A 22,243-nucleotide genomic window follows, 5' to 3' on the forward strand; every position below is an offset into this window, starting at 1 on the left:
TGCGGCCGTCTGATCTAAAGTACTCAGGCCGATTTCCGTACCGCGGACCTGAGAAGGAATCACGGATTATGCCCACTGAGACGTTCGAGTTTCAGGTGGAAGCGCGTCAGCTTCTGCAGATGATGATCCACTCGATCTACTCGAACAAGGACGTGTTCCTGCGTGAGCTCGTCTCCAACGCCTCCGACGCGCTCGACAAGCTGCGGCTCGAAGCACTGCGCGACGACTCGCTCGACGCGGATGTGTCCGACCTCCACATCGCCATCGAGACCGACCGGCAGGCCCGCACGCTGACCGTGCGGGACAACGGCATCGGGATGTCGCACGACGAAGTGGTCCAGCTCATCGGGACCATCGCGAACTCGGGCACCGCGAAGTTCCTGCGGGAGCTCAAGGAGGCCGAGGAGAACGCCGCGGCCGACGGCCTGATCGGTCAGTTCGGCGTCGGGTTCTACTCCAGCTTCATGGTGGCCGACGAGGTCACGCTGCTGACCCGGCGCGCGGGCGAGAGCCAGGGCACCCGGTGGACGTCCTCCGGCGAGGGCACGTACACGATCGAGACCGTCGACAGCGCTCCCCAGGGAACCTCCGTCACGCTCCGGCTCAAGCCGGAGGACACCGACGACCAGCTGCACGACTACGTCTCCCCGTGGAAGATCAGGGAGATCGTCAAGCGGTACTCGGACTTCATCACCTGGCCGGTCCGGATGGTTCCCGAGGCCACGGAGGGCGCGGACGGCGAGGAAGGGGCCGACGACGCCCCGCGCGAGCCCGAGACGCTCAACTCGATGAAGGCGCTTTGGGCGCGCTCGCGCGACGAGGTCACCGACGACGAGTACCACGAGCTGTACAAGCACATCAGCCACGACTGGAGTGCCCCGCTGGAGACCATCCGTCTCCAGGCGGAAGGCACTTTCGAGTACCAGGCACTGCTCTTCATCCCGTCGCACGCGCCCCAGGATCTCTTCATGCAGGGGTACCAGCGCGGCATCCAGCTCTATGTGAAGCGTGTCTTCATCATGGACGACTGCGAAGCGCTGATGCCGCCGTACCTGCGCTTCGTCAAGGGTGTCGTCGACGCGCAGGACCTGTCGCTCAACGTGTCGCGGGAGATCCTCCAGCAGGACCGCCAGATCCAGCTGATGCACCGGCGGCTGGCGAAGAAGGTGCTGTCGACGGTCAAGGACATGATGACCGCCGAGCCGGAGCGGTACGCCACGTTCTGGCGGGAGTTCGGCCGGGTCGTCAAGGAAGGGCTGCTGAGCGACTTCGAGAACCGCGAGACCATCCTCGGCATCGCGTCCTTCGCCACCACCCACGACAAGGACGAGCCGACCACGCTGCGGCAGTACGTGGAACGGATGAAGGACGGCCAGGAGCACATCTTCTACGTGACGGGCGAGTCCCGTCAGGCCATCGAGAACTCCCCGCACATGGAGGCGTTCCGCGCCAAGGGCGTCGAGGTGCTGCTGCTGACCGACCCCGTCGACGAGGTGTGGGTCGAGGCGGAGCCGGAGTTCGACGGCAAGAAGCTGCGGTCCGTCGCCAAGGGGGAGGTCGACCTCGGGACCGAGGAGGAGAAGAAGGAGGCCGCGACCGAGCGCGAGGGCCGGCAGCAGGAGTACGCGGATCTGCTCGGCTGGATGACGGACCATCTGAGCGGCACCGTCAAGGAAGTACGGCTCTCCTCGCGCCTCACCGTCTCGCCCGCCTGCATCGTCTCGGACACGCACGACCTGACGCCGGCCCTGGAGAACATGTACCGCGCCATGGGCCAGCCCGTTCCCGAGGTCAAGCGCATCCTCGAACTCAACCCGGAGCACGCGCTGGTCAGCGGCCTCAACCGGGCACACGCCGAACGCGGCGAGGACGACGGCGCCGGACTCCAGGAGACGGCCGAACTGCTCCACGACCTGGCGCTGCTGGCCGAGGGCGGCGAACTGAGCGACCCGTCGCGCTTCGTCAGGCTGATGGCCGACCGCCTCGAACGCACCCTGTGAACGCCCGCTGTCGGTGAATCCGCGCCGACAGCGGCACAGCGGCCGACGCTTCACGGTGGGCCGTGCCTCGTACGCCGGGGCACGGCCCACCGGCCGGTTCGTCCGCGTCGGCTCAGGACCGGGCCCGCACCGGGATGCGCATCACGCGGTCCGGGGCGAGTATCAAAGTACGGGCAGTGGCCCGGTTGCGCCCCGGCCCCCGAGGGCCGGCCCCCTTCCCCGGCGCTCCGGTCCGCTTCCCGGCCGCCGGGCAAGGGACCGTGCGGTGGCGGGAAGGCCATGCCCGGGCGGTTTCCGCGAAAGCCGTGCCCCGGGCGGTTTCCGGGACGGCGGTGTGCGCGGAAAACGAGTGGCACGCGCTCATGCGGCCGACATAGCTTGTGCGCCTGTGACCGATGCCCCGAAGAGCCCATCGCGCGAACCGCGTGCGACGTCCGCGGAACCGTCCACCGAGGAAGGCGGCCGACGGACGACGACAGCCGGCCTGCCGCCCCTGGGCTCCGAGGCCGCCGAGGGCATTTTCTCCCGGACGTACGCGGCGGCCACCTCGAGCTTCGCCGCGGTGATGTTCCTGACCGGCCTCGCCGCACTGGCCGTGGTGCCCACGCTCCCGACGGCCGCCCGGGACCTGGACGGGGTGTCGCTCTTCCCATTGGTGGCGGGCTGTTTCGTGGCCGCGAGCCTGCTGGGCGGCGTGCTGGGCGGCCACTGGGCCGACCGCGCGGGGGCGAACCGTCCGCTGGCGGCGGGCATGGTGCTGGCCGTGATCACCCTGCTGGTCTCGGCGAGCAGCACCTCGATCTGGCAACTGGCCGCCGGGCGCTTCGTGGACGGAGTGGCGGGCGGGATGGTCGCGGTGGCCATCAACACCGCGATCGGCCAGGCGTATCCCGAGCGGCTCCAGCCGCGCGCCCTGGCGCTGATGAGCGCCTGCTGGATCATTCCGTCACTGGTGGGACCTCCGCTGGCCGGGCTGGTGGCCGAGTGGTGGTCCTGGCGTGCGGTCTTCTACGGCCTGGCGGCGCTCACGGCGCTTCCGGCGCTGGCGGTCGTGGCCCTGCTGAACGGCCGTTCCTGGAAGGCGGCGCCCGCGCTGTCGAAGGAGCGGACCCCGCGCCCCGCCCTGACGATCGCGGTGGCGGTGAGCGTGGGTGCGGCGCTGGGCCAGTACGGAGTTTCGGGCTGGGACACGCGCCATCTGCTGTTCGCGGTGGCGGGACTCGCACTGATGGTGCTGTTCGCCTTCCGGCTGCTGCCGGCGGGCACCTGGCGTGCCGCGCGAGGACTGCCGGCCACGGTGCTGCTGCGCGGGCTGAGCTCGGGGGTGTTCTTCACGCTGGAGGCGTTCGTGCCGCTGATGCTGGTCACCGGCCGGGACGTGGCCCCCGTGGTGACGGGTCTGGCCTTTACCGGCGCCGCCGTGGCGTGGGCCGCCTCCTCCTGGGTGCAGGGCCGGCTGCCGGAGCGGACGCCCCGTCACCGCCTGGTCGTGGTCGGGGCGTTGGTGCAGGTGGTGGCGATCGTGATCGCCTCCGTCGGGTCGCTGCCCGGGATGCCGGCGATCATCGCCGCGTCCTCCATGGTCGTCGCGGCCGTCGGCATGGGCCTGCTCGCCCCGTCCCTCACGGTGCTGTCCCTCGCCCACGCCCCGGCCGGCCGTCAGGGCTACGCCAGCAGCGCGATGCAGACCAACCAGAACCTGGGCCAGATCCTGGTTCTGGGCGTCGCTTCCGCCGTCTTCAACGCCTTCCTGGGCGGCGGATCCAGCGACCACGTCGGCTACGCCGCCGCCTTCGGACTGCTGCTCGTGCCCGGAATCCTGGCAGTCGTGCTCGCGGGCCGGGCCCGCGGCGCGTGAGCCGGGCGTGTCGGGGCCGGGGCGGGCGAGCCCGGCGCGAACCGAACGGCAGGAACCGGACGCGAGGTGCCGGGAGGCCGCGGCGCACGAACATCGGAAACGCGCCGGAAACACGCACAATCCGGCGAAAAGTGATCCTGTGGGCGGCAGGTGTATATCCCTAGGCTCTGTCCCATGCGTGTACTTTTCGCCTCGACCCGCGGACCGGGCCACTTCCACCCGCTCGTCCCCCTCATCGACGCGTGCACGGCGCGGGGTGACGACGTCCTGGTCGTCGCTCCACCGGCACTCGAATCGTTACTGGCGACCCGGAAACAGCCCTACCGCATCGGCGGGGAACCACCCCAGGAGGAGATCGCGCGGGCCATGACGTCCGTGCTGGCGCTGCCACCGGACGACGGCGTCGCGATGATGGTCACGGAGGTGTTCGGCCGGCTCGGGATCGCCGCGATGCTTCCCGCGCTGGAGGAGGCGTGCCGCGACTGGCGGCCCGACCTCGTCGTGCACGAGGCGTACGAGTTCGCGTCGGTGGTGGCCGCCGAGCGGCACGGCATCCCGCGGCTCCGGGTCGCGGTCTCGGCCGCGCGGTTCACCCGGTCCACCGACACCCTGCTCGCCCCCGTGTTCGCCCCGTACGGAACGGGCATCACGGAACGTCTCCTCGCCACCCCGTATCTGACCCGCCTGCCGGCTTCCCTGGACCCCTCGTCGTACGCCGTTACCCACCGCTACCACGAAACCTCCCGACCGGGCGGACTGCCGGACCGGTGGGGCGGAGCGGCGGAACCGCTGGTCCATCTCACCCTGGGCACCGAGGCGGGCGCCCTGCCGACCGCGGTCGGCCTGTACCGGGGGCTCGTCGAGGCGGTGAGCGAACTGCCGGTGCGGGTACTGCTCACCACGGGACACCTCATCGAGGCGGCGGACCTCGGACCGCTGCCGTCCCAGGTCCATGTGGAGCAGTGGGTGCCGCAGGCGGACGTCCTGCGCAGTGCGTCCCTCGTGGTCTGCCACGGCGGCTCCGGGACGGTGTTCGGCGCCCTGGCGGCCGGTGTCCCGCTGGTCTGCGTCCCGCTCTTCGCGGACCAGCCCGTGAACGCCCGGCTGGTGGCCGACGCGGGGGCGGGGACGGCCGTCACCCCGACCGGCGGCCCTGCGGACGAGGCGGCGATGCTGGGCGCCGACGACGTACGGGCCATCCGCGCGGCCACCGAACTGGTTCTCGCGGAACCGTCCTACCGTGCCCGCGCCGAGCGCCTGGCCGACGAGATGCGGTCCACCGTCACGGTCGGGGAACTGCTCGGTACCCTCGCGCCGTGACCTGTGCGGCGGGCGCCGGAGGGCGTCATCCGGAGGCCGGCAGGCGTTCGATGGCGACCAGCGCCGCGTCGTCCCCCAGGCTGCCGCCCGCGTGCCGCAACAGGTCGGCGCACAGGGCCTCCAGCAGGGCTTCGGGGCCCGTGCCGGACCGCGAAGCGGCCCGTTCCCGCAGCGGATAGAAGCGCCCCGACCGGTCCCGGGACTCGATGACGCCGTCGGTGTACAGGAGCAGGGTGTCACCGGCCTCGAAGCGGAACGTCTCCGCCGTGTGGTCGGTGATCACCAGACGGGTCAGACCGAGCGGCGGGGCCGGCGTACGGACATCGAGCGGGATCACCTCGCCTGCCCGCAGCAGGAGCGGCGGTGGATGACCGCAGCTGACCAGGCGGATCTCGGCGGCGTCGTCGGGGACGTCGAGCACGGCCGCGGTGACGAACGACTCCGCGAGGTCCGGGTCGTCCTGCCCGTGTGCCCGCGCCTCGGCCGTGTCGTCGGGGCACGGCGCGATGCTCATCTCCAGCTGGGCCACCAGTTCGGGCAGTGTCCACCGCTGGCGCGAGAGAGCGTGGAAGGCGCCCAGGACGCTCGCCGCCTCGCCGATCGCGGCGAGCCCCTTGCCGCGTACGTCGCCGATGATCAGGCGGGTGCCTTCCATGGTGCGGGCGGCGGCGTAGAGGTCGCCGCCGATCTGCGCCTCCTCCTCCGCCGCCAGATAGACCGAGGAGATGCGCAGCGGGCCGCTCCGTCCGGGCAGCGGACGCAGCACCACGTGCTGTGCCGCCTCGGCCACCGAACGCAGCTGGGTCACGGCCCGCTCGCTGCGGACCCTCAGATGGGCGAAGAAGGTGGCCATGACGGAGATGAGCACGAGCGCGACGATCTGGTAGGTGTGGTTGAGGTCGTAGAGACTGGTGCGCGCGGCCACCAGGACTTGTGCCAGCACGGCGACCAGGCCGACGAAGGCGGTCATGCGCGGACCGGTGAACGAGGCGGCCATCGCGGGCGCCGCCACCAGGAACGGACCGAGATGGACATCCGTCGGTGCGAGGAAGTCGACCACCGTGACGACGGCGATCAGCACGAACGGCATCACCAGGAGCGCGTTCCTGCGCCTTCGGGACTCACGGACCGAATCCAGGAAGCGCGGGGAAGCCATGCTTCCGGGATACCTCACTCGGCCCGTTCCCGCTCCTTGTACGCCGGTGACCACCGGCCCGGCCGGTGGTCACCGGCGTACTCGGCGGCGCCGCCCGGCCGGCCGTGTCCGGTGTCCTACGGAACGAGCAGCGAATCCGAGAGGCGGGGCGACGGTGGCATTGCGCCGTCCAGCGTCGCGGAGTGCAGCGCGGCGTGCTCCTCGCGGGAGACGACCGACCGGCCGCCGCACACCGTGAGCCGGCGCCCCTGCGGGGTCGTCCACCGCACCTCGGCGTGGTCACCGGCCACCGCCACCTCGGGACCGGGCTGCGCACCCCGCCGCGAGCCGGACGGCACCAGGGACAAGGTCCCCGCCGCGAAGGTGTCGCCGAGCGCCGCCCAGTCCAGCTCGGCCGGGGTGGCGCTCTCGAAGAGCACCACTTCGATCCGTACCCCGTCGGCGCGCGGCACCAGCCGGGCCGTCGGCGTACAGCCGCCGAACGCACCGCCGGCCAGCCTGAAGTCCAGCCGGGCCGTGCCCAGGTCGAGTTCGAGCCCGCCGTCGATCGTGGACGGCTCCGCCACGGGCGGCGCGCCGATCGCGTCCACGACCAGCCGCAGCGAGCGCGTCCGGAACCGGTCGCCCGGCTCGATCATGTCGAGGTGGTGGTGCCGGTCGCCCGCCGGGCAGGCGAACCCCGCCAGCCAGGCGACGTGCGGACCGCTCTGCACGGTGGAGAGCACGCCCGAGGCGAAATCGAAGTCCTCGGCGCCGTCGTCCTTCATCAGATGGACGTGCAGATGCCCGGAGGTCCCGTCCGGGCGGACCCAGTGGCCGAACAGCGGACGCCGCTGCAGCCAGGTGTCCTGGTGGTTCACGCTGCCCAGCGTGGCGACCGCGTCCAGCCAGGTGGTGCCCGTCTCCGGGGACGGGGCCCCGGTGAACAGCTCCCGGTGCTCGTGCTCGCCCGCCAGCCCCCGCAGCCGGGGCAGGACCCAGTCGGGCATCCGGTAGTCCACGCAGGACTCCACCCCGGTCGCCATCTCGCCCCGGACCGGGCTGGGCACCGGCGAGCCGAGCTCCCCGCGCACCGCCTTCGCCAGGAACGGCGGCACCCCCAGGTCGTTGCTGTAACAGCGGGCCATCGGGCCGGAGAGCTGGCGGGTCGGTGGGTGCCAGCGGGCCAGGAAGTGCAGCCAGAGCCGGTCGTGCAGCCGGTCGTTGAGCTCCAGCACCTCCGCGTCGTCGACATGCTCCCTGATCAGGGTCAGGGTCTGGAGCACGACGCCCCAGTAGGACGGGCTGTTGAACTCGGTGAAGCTTCCGGTGCCGTCGATGGCCCGCGAGAGCCGCACCATGCGGTCCTTGCCGTACGCGAACAGCTTCTCGTCGCCCAGGAGCTTCCCGGCGGCGAGTGTCACGAAGGTGCCCATGACCGCGACGTTGGTGTACGTCAGATGCACGTTCCTGCGGACGATCGACGCGGCCGCGTGCCGCAGCGACTCCCGCAGCTCGTGCCGCACGTCGGCCGGCAGACCGTCGCCGTGGCGGGCGTCCACCAGCAGCAGGGCGATGCCGAGGAAGTCCGCCCAGTTCCAGTCGGCCGGGTCCATCTCGGCCGCCGGTTCCTCGGCGTAGTAGCCCCAGATCCCGTAGGTGGCGTTCTCCGGCGACCGGTCCTGGAGCCCGGCGATCCGCCGGATCACGGCGTGGGCGCGCTCGGCGTCCCCCTCGCCGCCCCGTTCCAGCAGAAGGAGGGCGTAGTGCAGGGAGTTGCGCGTGGGGTGTGCGAGACCGCCCTTGATATGGGTGTGGATGGGGTTGTACGGGGCCTCGACCTGCAGCAGGTTCGCCTCGGAGTCCCAGCAGCGGTCGCCCTCGGCAAGGGCTGCTCGCAGCAGGGCGCGGTCGTACTCGGCGGCCGACCAGGCAGGGTGCACGGGATGTCCTCCAGCTCGCGATCGTCGGACCGACGATCTTGGGAAAGGGCTTGGGAAACGTTTTCCAGAGGCTAAGCCGACGTCTACGCTGCGGCAAGGGGTATTCATAGGGCTCCGGGGCGATGCCCGCACCGAACCCATTGACGCGGCGATATCGGGCGGTGCAAGGTGACCCCGGCTGGAAAACGCTTTCCAGCCGGTTTCCGGTCTGCCCCTGAATGGAGTCCCCGATGAGACCCTCCCTGCGCATCGCCCTGACGGGCGTCACCGCGGGTGCGCTCGTCTGCGTGCTTGCCTCGTGTTCCGGTTCCGGCAGCGACACGGCCGCCGACGGCACGGTGACGATCACCGTCTCCGGGCGCCCGCCCGCCACCAACGCGGCCGCGCTCAAGACGTTCGACGCGCGGGTCGCGGAGTTCCAGAAGGCGAACCCCAAGATCAAGATCAGGGCGAACGAGTACCAGTACGACCAGCAGAGCTTCCAGACCAAGGTGGGCGGCGGCAGTCTGGAGACGGTCGTACGGGTGCCGCTGACCGAGATGTCGGGCCTGATCAAGCGCAGGCAGATCGCCGATCTCTCCTCGGAGTTCAAGACGCTGAAGCACAGCGAGGACTTCGACGACGTCGCCCTCGGGCCCGCGAAGGGCGTGGACGGCAAGCTGTACGGCATCCCCACCGAGGAGTACGCCCTCGGTCTTGTCTACAACCGGGATCTGTTCGAGAAGGCCGGACTCGACCCGGACAAGCCTCCGACCAGCTGGTCGGAGGTCCGTACGGCGGCCAAGGCGATCTCCGAGAAGACCGACGCCACCGGATACGCGCAGATGACCAAGGAGAACACCGGCGGCTGGATGCTCACCGCGATGGCGTACTCCTTCGGCGACAGCATGCAGGAGGAGTCCGGCGGCAAGTGGGCCAACAGCTTCGACCGCCCCGGCAGCGGGGCCGAGAAGTCGCTGAAGGCGCTGAAGGAGATGCGCTGGACGGACGACTCGATGGGCAGGAACCAACTGCGCAACATCACCGACATGGAGAAGGACTTCTCCGCCGGGAAGATCGGCATGACGATCGCCGGACCGAGCATGGTCGGCCACTACATCCAGCAGTACAAGGGCGACCCGAAGACCATCGGCCTCGGCGCCATGCCCGTCGACGGCACCGGCAAGCGGACCCTGGCCGGCGGCACCATCGCGGTGATCAGCCCCAGGGCCACCGCGCAACAGCGCGAGGCCGCCGCGAAGTTCATCGACTTCTACTACCTGTCCACCAAGTACGACGCAGGGCTCGCCGAGAAGGACGCGGTGGCCAAGAAGAAGGACGGTGCCGCCATCGGTGTGCCGACCGTGCCGTTCTACGAGCCGGCCATCGCCGGTCCGGTCCAGGCCGCGGTCGACAAGCAGGCCAACGTGCCGATCGGGAACTTCGCCCCGTACAGCAGCACGCTCGGCGACTACGAACTGGCCATCGAGCCGCCCGTCGAGGCACAGAACGTCTACAAGGCCCTCGACAGCGCCGTACAGGCCGTACTGACCCGCGAGGACGCCGACCCGGCGGAGCAGCTGAAGAAGGCCGCGGCGCAGGTCGAGTCCCAGGTGGAGCGGGCGCAGAACTAGCAGCACGCCCCGCGGCCCAGCGTCCGGTCCATCAGGCAGTGAGCACAGCACGAGGAGAGGCGAGGAGACGTCAATGAGCAGGTCGCAAGCGCCTGCGGCGCCCGCCGGGAACCGCACCCGGAAGGACCGGACGAGGAAACAACGTTCCGCCGACCCCTCCGCGGCCCGGCCACGGACCCCCGAGGGGCCGCCGCGCACCGCCTCCCCGCACCGCGGCGGCCCGGCGGAACGCTTCGTCCGCTGGGTCAGGCAAGGAGGTGTCACCACCATCCTGTTCGGCCTGCCGATGGTGCTGTGTTTCGCCTACTTCTCGTGGTGGCCGATCGTCCAGAGCGTGCAGCTCAGTTTCCAGCAGACCAATCTGGTCGACCCCGCCACCTGGGTGGGCCTGGACAACTTCCGGCATGTGCTGGAGGACCCGCTGCTGTGGAAGGCCGTGAAGAACACCGCGCTGTTCGCCGTCCTCGCCCTGGTGATCGGCTTCCCGGTACCGCTCTTCCTCGCCGTGCTGATCTCCGAACTCCGGCGCGGCGGAACCCTGTTCCGGATCCTCGCCTACCTTCCGGTGGCGATCCCGCCGGTCGTGTCGGTGCTGCTGTGGAAGGTGTTCTACGACCCGGATGCCGGGCTGTTCAACCAACTGCTGGCCCATGTGGGCCTGGGCCCGTACCCGTGGCTCCAGTCCACCGACACCGCGATGCTGTCGATCGTGCTGGAGGCCACCTGGGCCGGCTTCGGCTCCACGGTCATCATCTATCTGGCGGCGCTCGGCTCCGTGCCGACCGAACTCTACGAGGCCGCCGAGATCGACGCCGCGGGTATCTGGCGCCGGGTCTGGCACATCACCCTGCCGTCGCTGCGCGGGGTCGTCCTGATCATGCTGCTGCTCCAGATCATCGGCACCCTCCAGATCTTCACCGAACCCTTCGTGATGACGGACGGCGGCCCGGAGGACTCCACCCTCACCATCCTGATGCTGATCTACAACTACGCCTTCCAGAACGGCGACTTCGGAGCCGCGACCGCACTCAGTGTGATGCTGGCCCTCGTGCTCGGCGTGCTCTCGGCGATCTATCTGCGGGCGACGAGGAGCTGGAGCAACTGATGGCCCTACAGACCCCCATCCGCACCCGCCGGGGCAGCCGTTCCGAGGAGAGCGCACGCGGACTCATCTCCAGCGCCGACCGGCGGCGCACCTCCGTACGGTTCTCGCTCCGCTCCGTGCAGACCCTCTCGCTCCTGCTGCTGCTCGCCTTCGGAGCCGCGCCCCTCTACTGGACGTTCAAGGGCGCCGTCTCACCGACCCAGGAGCTGCTGCGCGACCCGCTGGCGCTCTGGCCCGAACACGCGCAGTGGGAGAACCTCTCCCGCGCCTGGAGCGAGCTCCAGGTCGGCCAGTACCTCTGGAACACCGTGGTCCTGGTCACCGGATCGGTCGTCGCCCACCTCGTGGTCGCCACCACCGGCGGCTACGTCCTGTCCGTGCTGCGCCCCAAGTGGGCGGCGCCCGTGCGGTGGATGGTGCTCGCCACCCTGTTCATTCCCGGCTCCATCTCCCTGGTGGCGCTCTACCTCACCGTGCTCGACCTGCCGGGCCTCGGCATCTCCCTCGCCAACAGCCCCTGGGGCGTCTGGCTGCCGCACGCGGCCAGCGCCTTCACCGTGCTGATCGTGATGAAGTTCTTCGACGGCATCCCCCGCGAACTCTTCGAGGCCGCCAAGGTCGACGGGGCGGGGCCGTTCACCATCTTCCGCCGGATCGTGCTGCCCATGTCGAAGCCGATCCTCGCGGTGGTGACCCTGCTGACGGTCATGAACTCCTGGAAGGACTTCCTCTGGCCGCTGATCGTCATCCCGGACACCGAGAAGCAGCCCATCTCCGCCGCACTGCCGCGCCTCGCGGAAACGGCGGAACAGTCGCTGCTCATCGCCGGGATGCTGCTCGCCATCCTGCCCCCGGTCGTGCTGTTCCTGATCTTCCAGCGGCAGATCGTCCGCGGCGGGGGAGGCTTCACCGGCCTCAAGGGATGAGACCACCCGGGCACCGGTGCCGGACCCCCGTCCGCGCCGGCCGACGGCGGCAGCGGTGCCCGCCGACGGCATACGGGCCGGTGTGCTCCGCCGGGGTACAGCCGACGGAGCACACCCCCACCCGGGAACCACCGAACGCACCGCGCCGATCCGATCGAGAGGTTGCCTCGATGGAACAGAACGGCACGATCCGGCCAGGTCCTCTGGCTCCGGCCAGAATAAGGGGTCGCTCCCGGCGGCCTGCCGCATGGGGCGGAGCCGCCGCCCTGCTCGGCTGTCTGCTGGTGGCGGCTCCGCTGCCCGGCACGGCCCCGGCCGCCCACGCGGCCGGCACCCTCACCGTCACCTCGCCCGACCTGATCTTCGTCAAGGGACAGGCGAAGATCACCCTGACCTCCGACCAGGCCTCCGTGGCCTGGAAGGCCGTCGACGACCAGGGCCTGACCGTCGCGTCGGGCACCGCCCCGGTCTCCGGTGGCACGGCCACCGTCGACGTCACGAAGCTCGGCAGCGGCTACTACACACTCACGGCGACCGCCGGCACCACCACCCGTACCGCCGACTTCGGCGTACTGACCGCGCTGACCGGCAAGGAACAGCAGGACACCCGCTTCGGCACGGGCATCCACTACGGATGGAACGACGGCGACGACCAGAAGCTGCTGCGCTCGGTCAAGCTGATGGGCATGCACGGGATCCGCTCCGACATCAACTGGGGCGCCATCGAGAAGACCCCCGGCACGTACTCCTGGAGCACCTACTCCACCGACCAGCACATCCCGTACGCCAAGTCGCAGGGGCTGACCGCCCTGCCCATCTCCGGTTACCGCAACGCCAATTACGACGGCAACCGGACGCCTGCGTCCGACGAGGCGCTTGAGGCGTACGGGAAGTTCACGGCCGCCGCCGTGGAGAAGTACCAGCAGTCCTCGAAGGAAATCGAGATCTACAACGAGTACAACTCGACCGGCTTCAACAACGGCACCTGCGGGATCACCGCCGACTGCTACCTCAAGCTGCTCCAGGCCAGCTACGGCAAGGTGCACGCCAAGGTCCCGGACGCCACCGTGGTCGGCGGCGGACTGGCCGGTCTCCAGACCGACTGGCTGAAGCGGCTGTACGCGATCGGCGGCCTCAAGTACATGAACGCGCTCAGCGTTCACCACTACGGCTACCCGAACCCGCCCGAGACCGCGCTGGAGAAACTGCCGCAGGTACGCGCCGACCTGGACGCGGCGGGCGGCAAGGACTTCCCGCTGTGGATCACCGAGAACGGCTACCCGACCCACAGCGACGGCGTCACCCCGGCCCAGCAGGCCGCATATGTGCCGCGCGCCCAGATTTTCTCGTTCGCCTCCGGTGTCAATCGCTACTACTGGTACGACCTCACCAACGACGGCACCGACGCCACCAACAAGGAACACAACTTCGGCGCCTTCAAGCGCCCCACCGCGGACGTCAAGGCCTGGCAGCCCAAGCCGTCCGTGGTCACCGAGGGCGTGCTGATCCGCCAGCTCGCGGGCCGCGCCTACGCGGGCCGTGACGACGCCGGTTCCGCCGACGTCCGCTCGTACCGCTTCGGCACCGGAACCAACACGGTCCGGGCCCTGTACACCACGGCCGCGACACCGGGAACGGCGGAACTGTCGGCCACCGGCCCGGTCACCGTCACGGACCAGATGGGCCACGACAAGACCTACCTCCCGGTCGGCGGCAAGCTGCAGCTGGGCATCGACGGCAAGGTGCTGTACGTCAAGGGCGCGGTGAGCGCGGTCAAGAGCGTGAGCGGCCCGGTGTTCTCGCTCCGGCTGCCGCAGCACTCCAACACCGAGGAGACCGTCGACGCGGTGCTCCAGGTGGACGGCACCGAGGGCCGGACGCTTCCGCTGCGCTACGACTTCCGGATCGCCGGGGAGAAGTACCGGGTCACGGCCGAGCCCGGCAAGGTCGTCCGCCGGAGCATCGAGCTGCCCACCTCGGTCCTCACCGGCCCGCGCACGGTCAGCGGCACGGTCGGACTCGGGCCGGTGAACCTCGCCCGCCTCACCTCCGACACCGAGGTGGTGCCGCCCACCCAGGTCACCTTCGACCCGGTGGTGAAGAAGGCCGCCCCGTTCGCCGCCGGGCTCAAGGTGACCGTCACCAACAACCGCGTCCGCGGCCCGCTCGAACTCACCAAGCTGGACTGGCAGGTGAACGAGGGCACCAGCTACCTGGACCGGGGCACCGTCGACGGGCCGATCGAGGTCGGCCCCGGGGCCAGCGCCTCGTACACCGTGGACGCGCGCAACATCAAGCAGTGGAAGCGCTACTGGACGGCCGCCTACATCAACACCCCCGACGGCGCCAGAACCGCGGTGGGCGCCTGGAACGGCTGGGGTTCCGTCCAGCCGGGCGGCACCGATACCACCACCCCCATCGACGTCGTCGCCGACGGATCGGTGAACTACAAGGGCGGATACAACGGCGCGGCCGACCTGTCGGGCACCGTCCGGCCCCAGTACACCGACGCCGGACTCGTACTCAAGGGCGCGATCACGGACAACGCCCTGGCGCAGCCCGCCACCACCGCCGAGAACATGTGGCAGGGCGACAGCATCCAGTTCGCCGTCACCCCCCAGGCGCCTGGCCGAAGCAAGCAGTACGTCGAGTTCGGCGCCTCGCTCGTGGGCGGCGAGCCGCAGGTCCACACCTGGCGGGCGCCCTCCGGCCAGTCCGCGGGACCGACGCCCGGCGCCACCGCGCAGATCACCCGTGACGCCACCACCACCCGCTACACGGTGACGGTGCCGTGGGCCTCGCTCGGCCTCGCCGGCAAGCCCACCGCGTCCATCGGACTCGGCTTCGTCGTCAACGACAGCGACAACGACGGCCGGGCACGCGGCTGGTCGGAGTGGGGCGGATCCATCGCCAACAACTCCAAGAGCGCCACCGGCCTGCGGGCCGTCCAGCTGACCGACTGATCCACCCCCGAAACGGGCGGGGCCGGGCGCACCTGACAGCGCCCGGCCCCGCCGCCCGGTGCCCTGCCGCCGCGCGGCACACTGTCCCGATCCCCGACGTGAGGAGACCAGCTCATGGCCCTGTTCGACCTGCCGCTGCCCGAACTCCGCGCCTACCGGCCGCAGATCGACGAACCGGACGACTTCGACGCCTTCTGGTCGAAGACCCTCGCCGAGACCCGCGCCCACGACCCCGCGGTCTCCTTCGAACCCGTCGAGACCGGGCTGACCGGCACACGCACCTGGGACGTCACGTTCGCCGGCTTCGGCGGCCACCCGGTCAAGGGCTGGTTCACCGCCCCCGCGCACGCTGAGGGCCCGCACCCGCTCGTCGTCCAGTTCCACGGCTACAACGGCGGCCGCAGCCTTCCGCACTGCTGGGGCCTGTGGCCCATGGCCGGATTCGCCCACTTCATCATGGACGTGCGCGGCCAGGGCAGCGGCGGCAACGTGGGCGACACCCCCGACCCGGTCGGCTCCGGCCCCTCCCACGCGGGCTTCATGACCCGGGGCATCGAGGACCCGGAGAGCTACTACTACCGCCGCGTCTACGCCGACGCCGTACGCGCAGTGGAAGCGGCCCGGTCGCATCCGCTCGCCGACCCCGCCCGCACCGTCGCGCTCGGCGGCAGCCAGGGCGGCGGCATCACTCTCGCGGTCGGCGGACTCCTCCCCGACCTGGCAGCCATCGCCGCCGACGTCCCGTTCCTCTGCCACTTCGGCCGGGCCGTCACCCTCACCGACGCCAACCCGTACGCGGAGATAGCCCGCTACCTCAAGATGCACCGCGGCAAGGAGGAGACCGCCCTGCGCACCCTGTCGTACTTCGACGGGGTGTCCTTCGCCGCCCGGGGCACCGCCCCCGCGCTCTTCTCCGTCGCGTTGATGGACCAGGTCTGCCCGCCGTCCACGGTCTTCGCCGCCCACAACGCCTACCGCGGGGAGAAGGAGATCGAGGTCTACCCGTTCAACGGACACGAGGGCGGTGCCATGTTCCAGGAGGCCGCCCAGCTCCGCTGGGTGCCGAAGGCACTGAACAGCATGGTCTGAACCCCGCCGTACCCCGGCCGGCGTGGTGTGGATCACGGACAGGCCGTGGACACCGTGTATATGGTCCACCGGGGCACGTCAATGCCCCGTGACGTGCGAGGACAAGGGCGAACAGTGCGGCAGAGAGCCTATGCGCAGTCGATGCGCGTCATCGCGTGCGCGCTGATGGCGTGGCAGGTCTGGATGATGTGGTACATCGCCAGCCACGAGGCGGCGGGGGTGAAATGGTCCTGCGACCTGGCCGGGGGGTGCGCCAGTGACCAGCTCGCGTCGATGTCCCCGTTGCTCGGCATCGGCTTCGCCGTCGTCCTCGGCCTGCTCTGCGCCCGGTACCTGCACCGGGCGGCACCGGGCGCGATGATCGCACTCTCCGCCGTCGCGGCCGCGGTCGGCTGGTACGACGCGCTGGCGGAGGGCCAGGTCGAGCGGGACACCGTCACCAGCTTCCACATCTTCCTTCCGCTCGGTGACTTCACCGTCTCCCAGTGGCTCACCTTCCTGTGGTCCGCCGCGGGCGTGGGCTGTCTCGCCGCCTGGTGGGGCGCGGCGGTGAGCCTGCGGCGCACCGCGGGGCTGCGCAGGCTGTCCCGCCGCTACCGCACGGCCGACGCGGTGCTGGAGGGCTGGCGGCCGGTGGGCCGCAAGTACGGTGAGGTCACCGCGGTGTTCGACGACGAGGACGGGGTGCGCCACGAGGTCCCGGCCGTTGTGGAACGCGTCGCCCTCAGACGCGACACCCTCGCCGTGTACGACGCCGACCGCCCCGGCGACCCGGCCCTCACCAGGGTCGCCATCCCCCGCCGGAAGTTGCTGCGCATCTCATGACCACGTCGACCTCTCCCGCGCCCTCCCTGCGAAACGCCCTGCGGCTGCTCACCGTGGTGTTCGCGACCGGCACCGGCCTCGCGCTGGCCGCAGTGGTCCAGGGCGCCCTGGACGGCCCCCGCTGGCTGCTGATCGTCGGGCTGCCGGTGACGGCCCTGGCCCTGGCGGCGTACGGCAGGGCGGCCGAGGACATGAAGTCGGGCGTCGCCGCCCCCGGGCTGCGCTCCGGCGGTCCGCGCGCCTTCGCGCCCGCCGTGGTCAACGGGGTGAGGGCGGTGAACAAGAAGAACGGCCGGACCGCCATCGACGGGCAGGCCGTGGACTCCGTGTTCGCCTTCGACCTGACCGTGATGACCGACGACCTGCCCCCGTACCGGATCGAGGTCCGTCACCCCCTCGACCTGCAGGGGCTGCTGCACAGGTCCAGGGCGGTCGTCGAGTACGACCCCGAGCAGCCCTGGCGGGTCGTCATCCCCAACAACCCGCCGCGCGAGTGGCTGGCCCGGGCGGAGTGTCTCGTTCCGCCGGTGGGCGAGGTGAAGCGCCGGGCCGGCGGCGTTCCGGCCGGGTTCCGCGCGCTGGTGTCGGGCGTGGTGATCGCGGCCGTGCTGCTGGTACTGGTACGGGTGCTGGGCTGAGCCGCCGCGGGCTCAGCCGTTGCGCGGGTACTTCTTGAGCACCTTGCCGTTGATGTCGGCCCGCAGATAGGCGCCGCCGTACTCGTCCGAGACGTAGACGCTCAGCGTCGGCTGGTAGTCGTCGAACGGCGAGGCCGGGTCGATGTCCACGTAGTGGGTGGTGGGCTCGGCGACACCGAGCTCCTTGTCCGCCCGGCGGATCAGCCCCGGCAGGGCGTCCCAGTTGAACTTGTCCAGGTCCACGGACTTGGAGCCCGATATGAGGGTGCCGCCCGCCCGTTCCCGGGTGGCCTTGCCGTCCCGGTAGGCGAAGACGTCGTACAGGGCCTTGTTCTTCGCGATCGGGGCCTCAACACTCGCGTGCACGTCGTACAGCGTGAACGACGTGACCTCGGTGGTGCCCATCACCGGCTTGAGGGCCGCGATGACGGACCGTGCGCCGGAGGGCGTCAGCAGGTTCTCGGGCGCGGTGGGCTTCTGCGAGGTCTCCTTCTCCTCGGCGGGGGAGGGCCCGCCCGAGGAGGCCGGGGGGGCCGGTGCCGAGCCCCGGCCGGAGGCGGACGGGGTGCTGCCGGAAGCCTTCGTGTCCTCGGCGGGCAGCAGCGACCACACCAGCACCCCGGTCAGGGCGGTGCCCGCGACCGCGGTGGAGATCGCGACGGCACGGCCCCGCCTGACCCGGCGGCGGATCTCCTGGGTGCCCAGCGTCGCGGGCTGCGGGCGCGGGGGAGCGGTGACGGGCGGACGTCGCACGGGGGCGGTGGGCAGGACGGTGGTCGGGCCGGGGGGACCGAAACCGGGCGGCACCGCGTCCTGCCGGGTGGGCGCCGCCGGACGGGGCGGCACGGCATCCTGCGGCGCCGCACGGCCCGGTCCGGCCGCCGGCGCCGGCTCGCTCACCGCCGCGAGCATCCGGTCCAGCACCTCGGGACCGGGCCTGGCGGCTGTGTCCCGGGTCAGCAACGCGGTCAGTACCGGAGCCAGCGGACCGGCCTGCGCGGGCGGCGGGATCTCCTCGTCCAGCACGGCCGCCAGCGTCGCCAGGGTCGTGGCCTTGCGCAGCGGGTGCCGGCCCTCCACGGCGACGTACAGCATCATGCCGAGCGACCACAGGTCCGACGAGGGATCGCCCTCCTCGCCGCGAATGCGCTCGGGCGCCATGTAGTCGGGGGAGCCGATGATGGAACCGGTCGCCGTCAGACTCGTGGACTCACGGATCGCCGCGATGCCGAAGTCGGTGAGCACCGGGCTCCCGTCGGCCCGCAGCAGTACGTTGGCGGGCTTGACGTCACGGTGCAGGATCCCGGCGGCATGGGCGGCCCGCAGCGCGGACAGCACGCCGCGGCCCAGCTCGGCGGCCTCGACCGGGGAGAGCGTCCCCTCCGCCAGCCGCTCCGCCAGCGAGGCGCCTGGCACCAGCTCCATCACGATCCACGGATACGTCCCCACGCCGCCGTCCACGATGTGGTGGACCGTGACGACGCCCGGGTGGTCGAGCCGGGCCAGCGCACGGGCCTCGCGCAGCACCCGCTCACGCAGCAGCCGGGCCGACTCCGGGTCGTTCTCGGCGAGCGCCGGGTCCGGGGGCCGGACCTCCTTGAGCGCCACATCGCGGTGCAGGGCCAGGTCATGGGCTCGCCACACCATGCCCATACCGCCACTGCCGAGCCGGCTCACCAGCTCGAAACGGTCGTCGATCACACGGCGCACAGGCCCCCCAGCGGTCATGGAAAAAAGAGTACGGGGCAGGTCCGACACGGTACGCACCCACCCCGTACGCCTCTCACGCCTCGTCGTCGGGTGTGAGCCTGAGCGTCACGATCTGGAAGGGCCGCAGCCCCAGCAGGACCGCATCGCCGTCCACCTCGGCCCGCTCACCCGCGAGCGGACGCTCCAGCAGATCCGTGACAGTCACCCCGGCCAGCGCGAAGCCCGCCGTGAGACGGGCCGAGACCCGCCCGCCGTGCGCCTCGTGCAGCCGGACCACCACGTCCCCACTGCCGTCGTCGGCGAGCTTCACCGCCGTCACGACCACCGCGTCGTCGTCGACCGAGACCAGCGGGGCCACCTCGGCGCTCCCCGGCACCCGGCGCTCGGGCAGACCGAACGACCAGCCCTCACGGACCGCGTCACCGATCGTCGCCCCCGGCAGCAGCGCGTACCGCAGCCGGTGCACCCCCTGGTCGGTCGCGGGGTCGGGATAGCGGGGCGCCCGCAGCAGCGAGAGCCGCACCGTCGTAGTGGTCGAACCGTCCTCGCGGACCGTACGGGTCACATCGTGCCCGTACGTCGAGTCGTTGATCAGCGCCGCACCCCAGCCCGGCTCGCCGACATGCAGGAAACGGTGGGCGCAGATCTCGAACTTGGCCGCCTCCCAGCTGGTGTTGGTGTGCGTCGGCCGCTGCACGTGCCCGAACTGGGTCTCCGCAGTGGAGTGATCGGCGCGCACATCGATCGGGAACGCCGCCTTGAGGAACTTCTCCTGCTCGTGCCAGTCGACCTCGGTGTCGATGTCGAGGCGCCGGGCACCGGGCCGCAGCGTCAGCAGCTGGGTGACCCGGGACGAGCCGAAGCTGCGCACCACCTCGACGCCCTCACCGCTGCGCCGCACCACGTCCGCCTCGGTCAGATCGGTCACCGTGTTGCGGTAGAAGGCATCGACGTCCCACGCGTCCCACCGGTTGGGCAGATCCGGATGGACCTGGAGCAGATTCGCCGCGCAGCCCGGCGCGACCGTCTCGCGCCCGGTCACCAGGTCGACGACGGAGACCACGAGCCCCCGCCCGTCCACGGTCACCCGGAGCACCCCGTTGTCCAGCCGGAAGCCGGAGCCGTGCTCCGTGGCCTCCACGGCAGGCCGCTCGTGGTCCTGCCCGGCGGGCGCCGCACCCCCCGCCGCGATGCCGGCCCTGCCGTGCGGCGCGGAGTTGAACACCACCGTGCCACCGCCCTCCGGGGTACCGGCCAGTGCCCGCTGCGCCGCCCCGATCACCGCCTCCAGCTCATCGGCGATCCGGGCGTACGTCGCCTCGGCCTCACGGTGCACCCAGGCGATCGACGAACCCGGCAGGATGTCGTGGAACTGGTGCAGCAGCACGCTCTTCCAGATCCGGTCCAACTCCTCGTGCGGATAAGGGAATCCGGCCCGCACCGCGGCGGTCGCCGCCCACAGCTCCGCCTCCCGCAGCAGATGCTCGCTGCGCCGGTTGCCCTGCTTGGTCCGCGCCTGCGAGGTGTACGTACCGCGGTGCAGCTCCAGATACAGCTCGCCCAGCCACACCGGCGGCCGGTCGTACTCCGCCTCGGCGGCCGCGAAGAAGTCCGAAGGCGTCTCGATCGTCACCCGGGGGGAGCCCTCCAGGTCCGCGAGCCGCTCGGCACGCGCCAGCATCTCGCGGGTGGGGCCGCCACCGCCGTCGCCCCAGCCGAACGGCACCAGCGAGCGGGTGGCGTGGCCCTTGTCCCGGAAGTTCTCCTCGGCGTGCGCGAGCTCCTCGCCGGACAGCTCGGCCACATAGGTGTCCACCGGCGGGAAGTGCGTGAACACCCGGGTGCCGTCGAGCCCCTCCCACAGGAAGGAGTGGTGCGGGAACGGGTTCGTCGTGTTCCACGAGATCTTCTGGGTGAGGAACCAGCGCGAACCGGAGAGCTTCACCAGCTGCGGCAGCGCCGCCGAGTAGCCGAACGAGTCCGGCAGCCACACCTCCTCGGTCTCGACCCCGAACTCCTCCAGGAAGAACCGCTTGCCGAACACGAACTGCCGGGCCAGCGCCTCCGACCCGGGCATGTTGGTGTCCGACTCGACCCACATCCCGCCCACCGGCACGAACTGACCGGCGGCCACCTTCTCCTTCACCCGGGCGTACAGCGCCGGCTGGTGCTCCCGCAGCCAGTCCAGCTGCTGCGCCTGCGACATCGCGAAGACGAACTCCGGGCGGTCGTCCATCAGAGCCACCACGTTGGAGGTGGTGCGGGCGACCTTGCGCACCGTCTCCCGCAGCGGCCACAGCCACGCCGAGTCGATGTGCGCGTGCCCCACCGCCGACAGCCGGTGTGCCGAGGCGTGCGCGGGGGAGGAGAGCACCGCCCGCAGCCGCTCCCGGGCGGCGGGCGCGCTCGCCCCCACGGCTTCCAGGTCCAGGGCGTCCAGGCAGCGTTCCACCGCGCGCAGGATCTCCCAGCGGCGCGCCGACCCGAGCGGCAGCCGCCGCATCAGCTGGTCGAGCACCTCCAGGTCCTGGACCAGCTCCCACACCTGCTGGTCGAAGATCGCGAGGTCCATCCGCTCGACGCGGTACAGCGGCTCGCTGCCCGCCGTCTCCCGGTCGCCCAGCGGACTGACCCCGTCCAGGATCTCCGGATTGGCGGCGGCTTCCAGGAAGTACGTGAACTCCTCGCCGCCCTCGACCGGTTCGCCGATCCGCAGCCAGGTGTTGCGCGGATTGAGCGCCTTGACCACGCTGCCGTCCGGCCGGTGGGCCAGCGCCTCCGCGGAGAACCCGGGCCGGTCCTTGGCGAAACCGAGGTCGATCACCGCCTCGACGGTCTCACCGGCCCAGTCCCGCGGGACCCGGCCGGTCACCCGGAACCAGCTGGTGCCCCAGGCCGGCCCCCAGTCGTCGCCGATGGCGCCCGGCTCGTACGGGGCGGCCACCGCCTCGGTGAAGGGCACCGGTTCGCCGGGGGCGTGCCAGACCTCGAACTCCAGCTCCGCGGTACGGGGGTGGACGGCGGGGCGGATGCGCTCGCGCAGGGCGCGGCCGAGCCGTTCCTCGGTCAGTGTGCGGTCGTCATGCATGGGTGAAGGGCCCCTCTGGAGGAAATGTGT

14 protein-coding genes are annotated in these 22,243 nt (G+C 71.0%); 10 read left to right on the forward strand and 4 right to left on the reverse strand.

Annotated features, from left to right (window positions below; genetic code table 11):
• Nucleotides 1-68 precede the first annotated feature (68 nt).
• The 3 genes from htpG to ACFYY7_RS28645 all read left to right on the forward strand — a co-directional run bounded on the left by htpG (nucleotide 69) and on the right by ACFYY7_RS28645 (nucleotide 5,178).
• Entirely contained in the window at nucleotides 69-2,000 is a 1,932-nt protein-coding gene (gene htpG, locus ACFYY7_RS28635) for a molecular chaperone HtpG (protein WP_388665778.1), read from the forward strand.
• A gap of 388 nt (nucleotides 2,001-2,388) precedes the next feature.
• The gene (locus tag ACFYY7_RS28640; protein ID WP_388665780.1) at nucleotides 2,389-3,858 is read left to right on the forward strand and encodes an MFS transporter; all 1,470 of its coding nucleotides are present in this window, start codon (nucleotides 2,389-2,391) and stop codon (nucleotides 3,856-3,858) included.
• Nucleotides 3,859-4,032: 174 nt separating this feature from the next.
• Nucleotides 4,033-5,178, forward strand: coding sequence for a glycosyltransferase (locus tag ACFYY7_RS28645; protein ID WP_388665782.1), 1,146 nt, complete (start codon nucleotides 4,033-4,035; stop codon nucleotides 5,176-5,178).
• A gap of 25 nt (nucleotides 5,179-5,203) precedes the next feature.
• On the opposite strand, the gene ACFYY7_RS28650 is transcribed toward ACFYY7_RS28645, so the two are convergent.
• A complete protein-coding gene (locus ACFYY7_RS28650) occupies nucleotides 5,204-6,334 on the reverse strand; it encodes a PP2C family protein-serine/threonine phosphatase (protein WP_388665784.1) in 1,131 nt (376 codons plus the stop codon).
• 116 nt (nucleotides 6,335-6,450) lie between these two features.
• Nucleotides 6,451-8,256: a hypothetical protein gene (locus tag ACFYY7_RS28655; RefSeq protein WP_388665786.1), complete on the reverse strand. Its 1,806-nt coding sequence runs from the start codon at nucleotides 8,254-8,256 to the stop codon at nucleotides 6,451-6,453.
• Nucleotides 8,257-8,486: 230 nt separating this feature from the next.
• On the opposite strand from ACFYY7_RS28655, the gene ACFYY7_RS28660 reads away from it, so the two are divergent.
• The 7 genes from ACFYY7_RS28660 to ACFYY7_RS28690 all read left to right on the forward strand — a co-directional run bounded on the left by ACFYY7_RS28660 (nucleotide 8,487) and on the right by ACFYY7_RS28690 (nucleotide 17,415).
• Nucleotides 8,487-9,869, forward strand: coding sequence for an extracellular solute-binding protein (locus ACFYY7_RS28660; RefSeq protein WP_388665788.1), 1,383 nt, complete (start codon nucleotides 8,487-8,489; stop codon nucleotides 9,867-9,869).
• A 73-nt stretch (nucleotides 9,870-9,942) separates the two neighbouring features.
• Nucleotides 9,943-10,974 (forward strand): carbohydrate ABC transporter permease, encoded by a 1,032-nt coding sequence (locus ACFYY7_RS28665; protein ID WP_388665790.1) that lies wholly within the window; start codon nucleotides 9,943-9,945, stop codon nucleotides 10,972-10,974.
• Nucleotides 10,974-11,900 (forward strand): carbohydrate ABC transporter permease, encoded by a 927-nt coding sequence (locus ACFYY7_RS28670; protein WP_388665791.1) that lies wholly within the window; start codon nucleotides 10,974-10,976, stop codon nucleotides 11,898-11,900. The genes ACFYY7_RS28665 and ACFYY7_RS28670 overlap by 1 nt, the downstream gene beginning before the upstream one ends.
• Before the next feature lie 170 nt (nucleotides 11,901-12,070).
• Nucleotides 12,071-14,863, forward strand: a complete 2,793-nt coding sequence (locus ACFYY7_RS28675; RefSeq protein ID WP_388665793.1) for a hypothetical protein — start codon at nucleotides 12,071-12,073, stop codon at nucleotides 14,861-14,863.
• A 114-nt stretch (nucleotides 14,864-14,977) separates the two neighbouring features.
• The gene (locus tag ACFYY7_RS28680; protein ID WP_388665795.1) at nucleotides 14,978-15,952 is read left to right on the forward strand and encodes an acetylxylan esterase; all 975 of its coding nucleotides are present in this window, start codon (nucleotides 14,978-14,980) and stop codon (nucleotides 15,950-15,952) included.
• A gap of 141 nt (nucleotides 15,953-16,093) precedes the next feature.
• Nucleotides 16,094-16,777 (forward strand): hypothetical protein, encoded by a 684-nt coding sequence (locus tag ACFYY7_RS28685; protein WP_388665797.1) that lies wholly within the window; start codon nucleotides 16,094-16,096, stop codon nucleotides 16,775-16,777.
• Nucleotides 16,774-17,415, forward strand: a complete 642-nt coding sequence (locus ACFYY7_RS28690) for a hypothetical protein (RefSeq protein ID WP_388665799.1) — start codon at nucleotides 16,774-16,776, stop codon at nucleotides 17,413-17,415. Before ACFYY7_RS28685 ends, ACFYY7_RS28690 begins: the two co-directional genes overlap by 4 nt.
• A gap of 12 nt (nucleotides 17,416-17,427) precedes the next feature.
• On the opposite strand, the gene ACFYY7_RS28695 is transcribed toward ACFYY7_RS28690, so the two are convergent.
• Nucleotides 17,428-19,143 (reverse strand): protein kinase, encoded by a 1,716-nt coding sequence (locus tag ACFYY7_RS28695; protein WP_388665801.1) that lies wholly within the window; start codon nucleotides 19,141-19,143, stop codon nucleotides 17,428-17,430.
• Nucleotides 19,144-19,198: 55 nt separating this feature from the next.
• Nucleotides 19,199-22,213, reverse strand: coding sequence for an alpha-mannosidase (locus tag ACFYY7_RS28700; RefSeq protein ID WP_388665803.1), 3,015 nt, complete (start codon nucleotides 22,211-22,213; stop codon nucleotides 19,199-19,201).
• Between the last annotated feature and the right edge of the window lie 30 nt (nucleotides 22,214-22,243).

Source organism: Streptomyces sp. NPDC001933 (assembly GCF_042890955.1).
GTDB lineage: Bacteria > Actinomycetota > Actinomycetes > Streptomycetales > Streptomycetaceae > Streptomyces.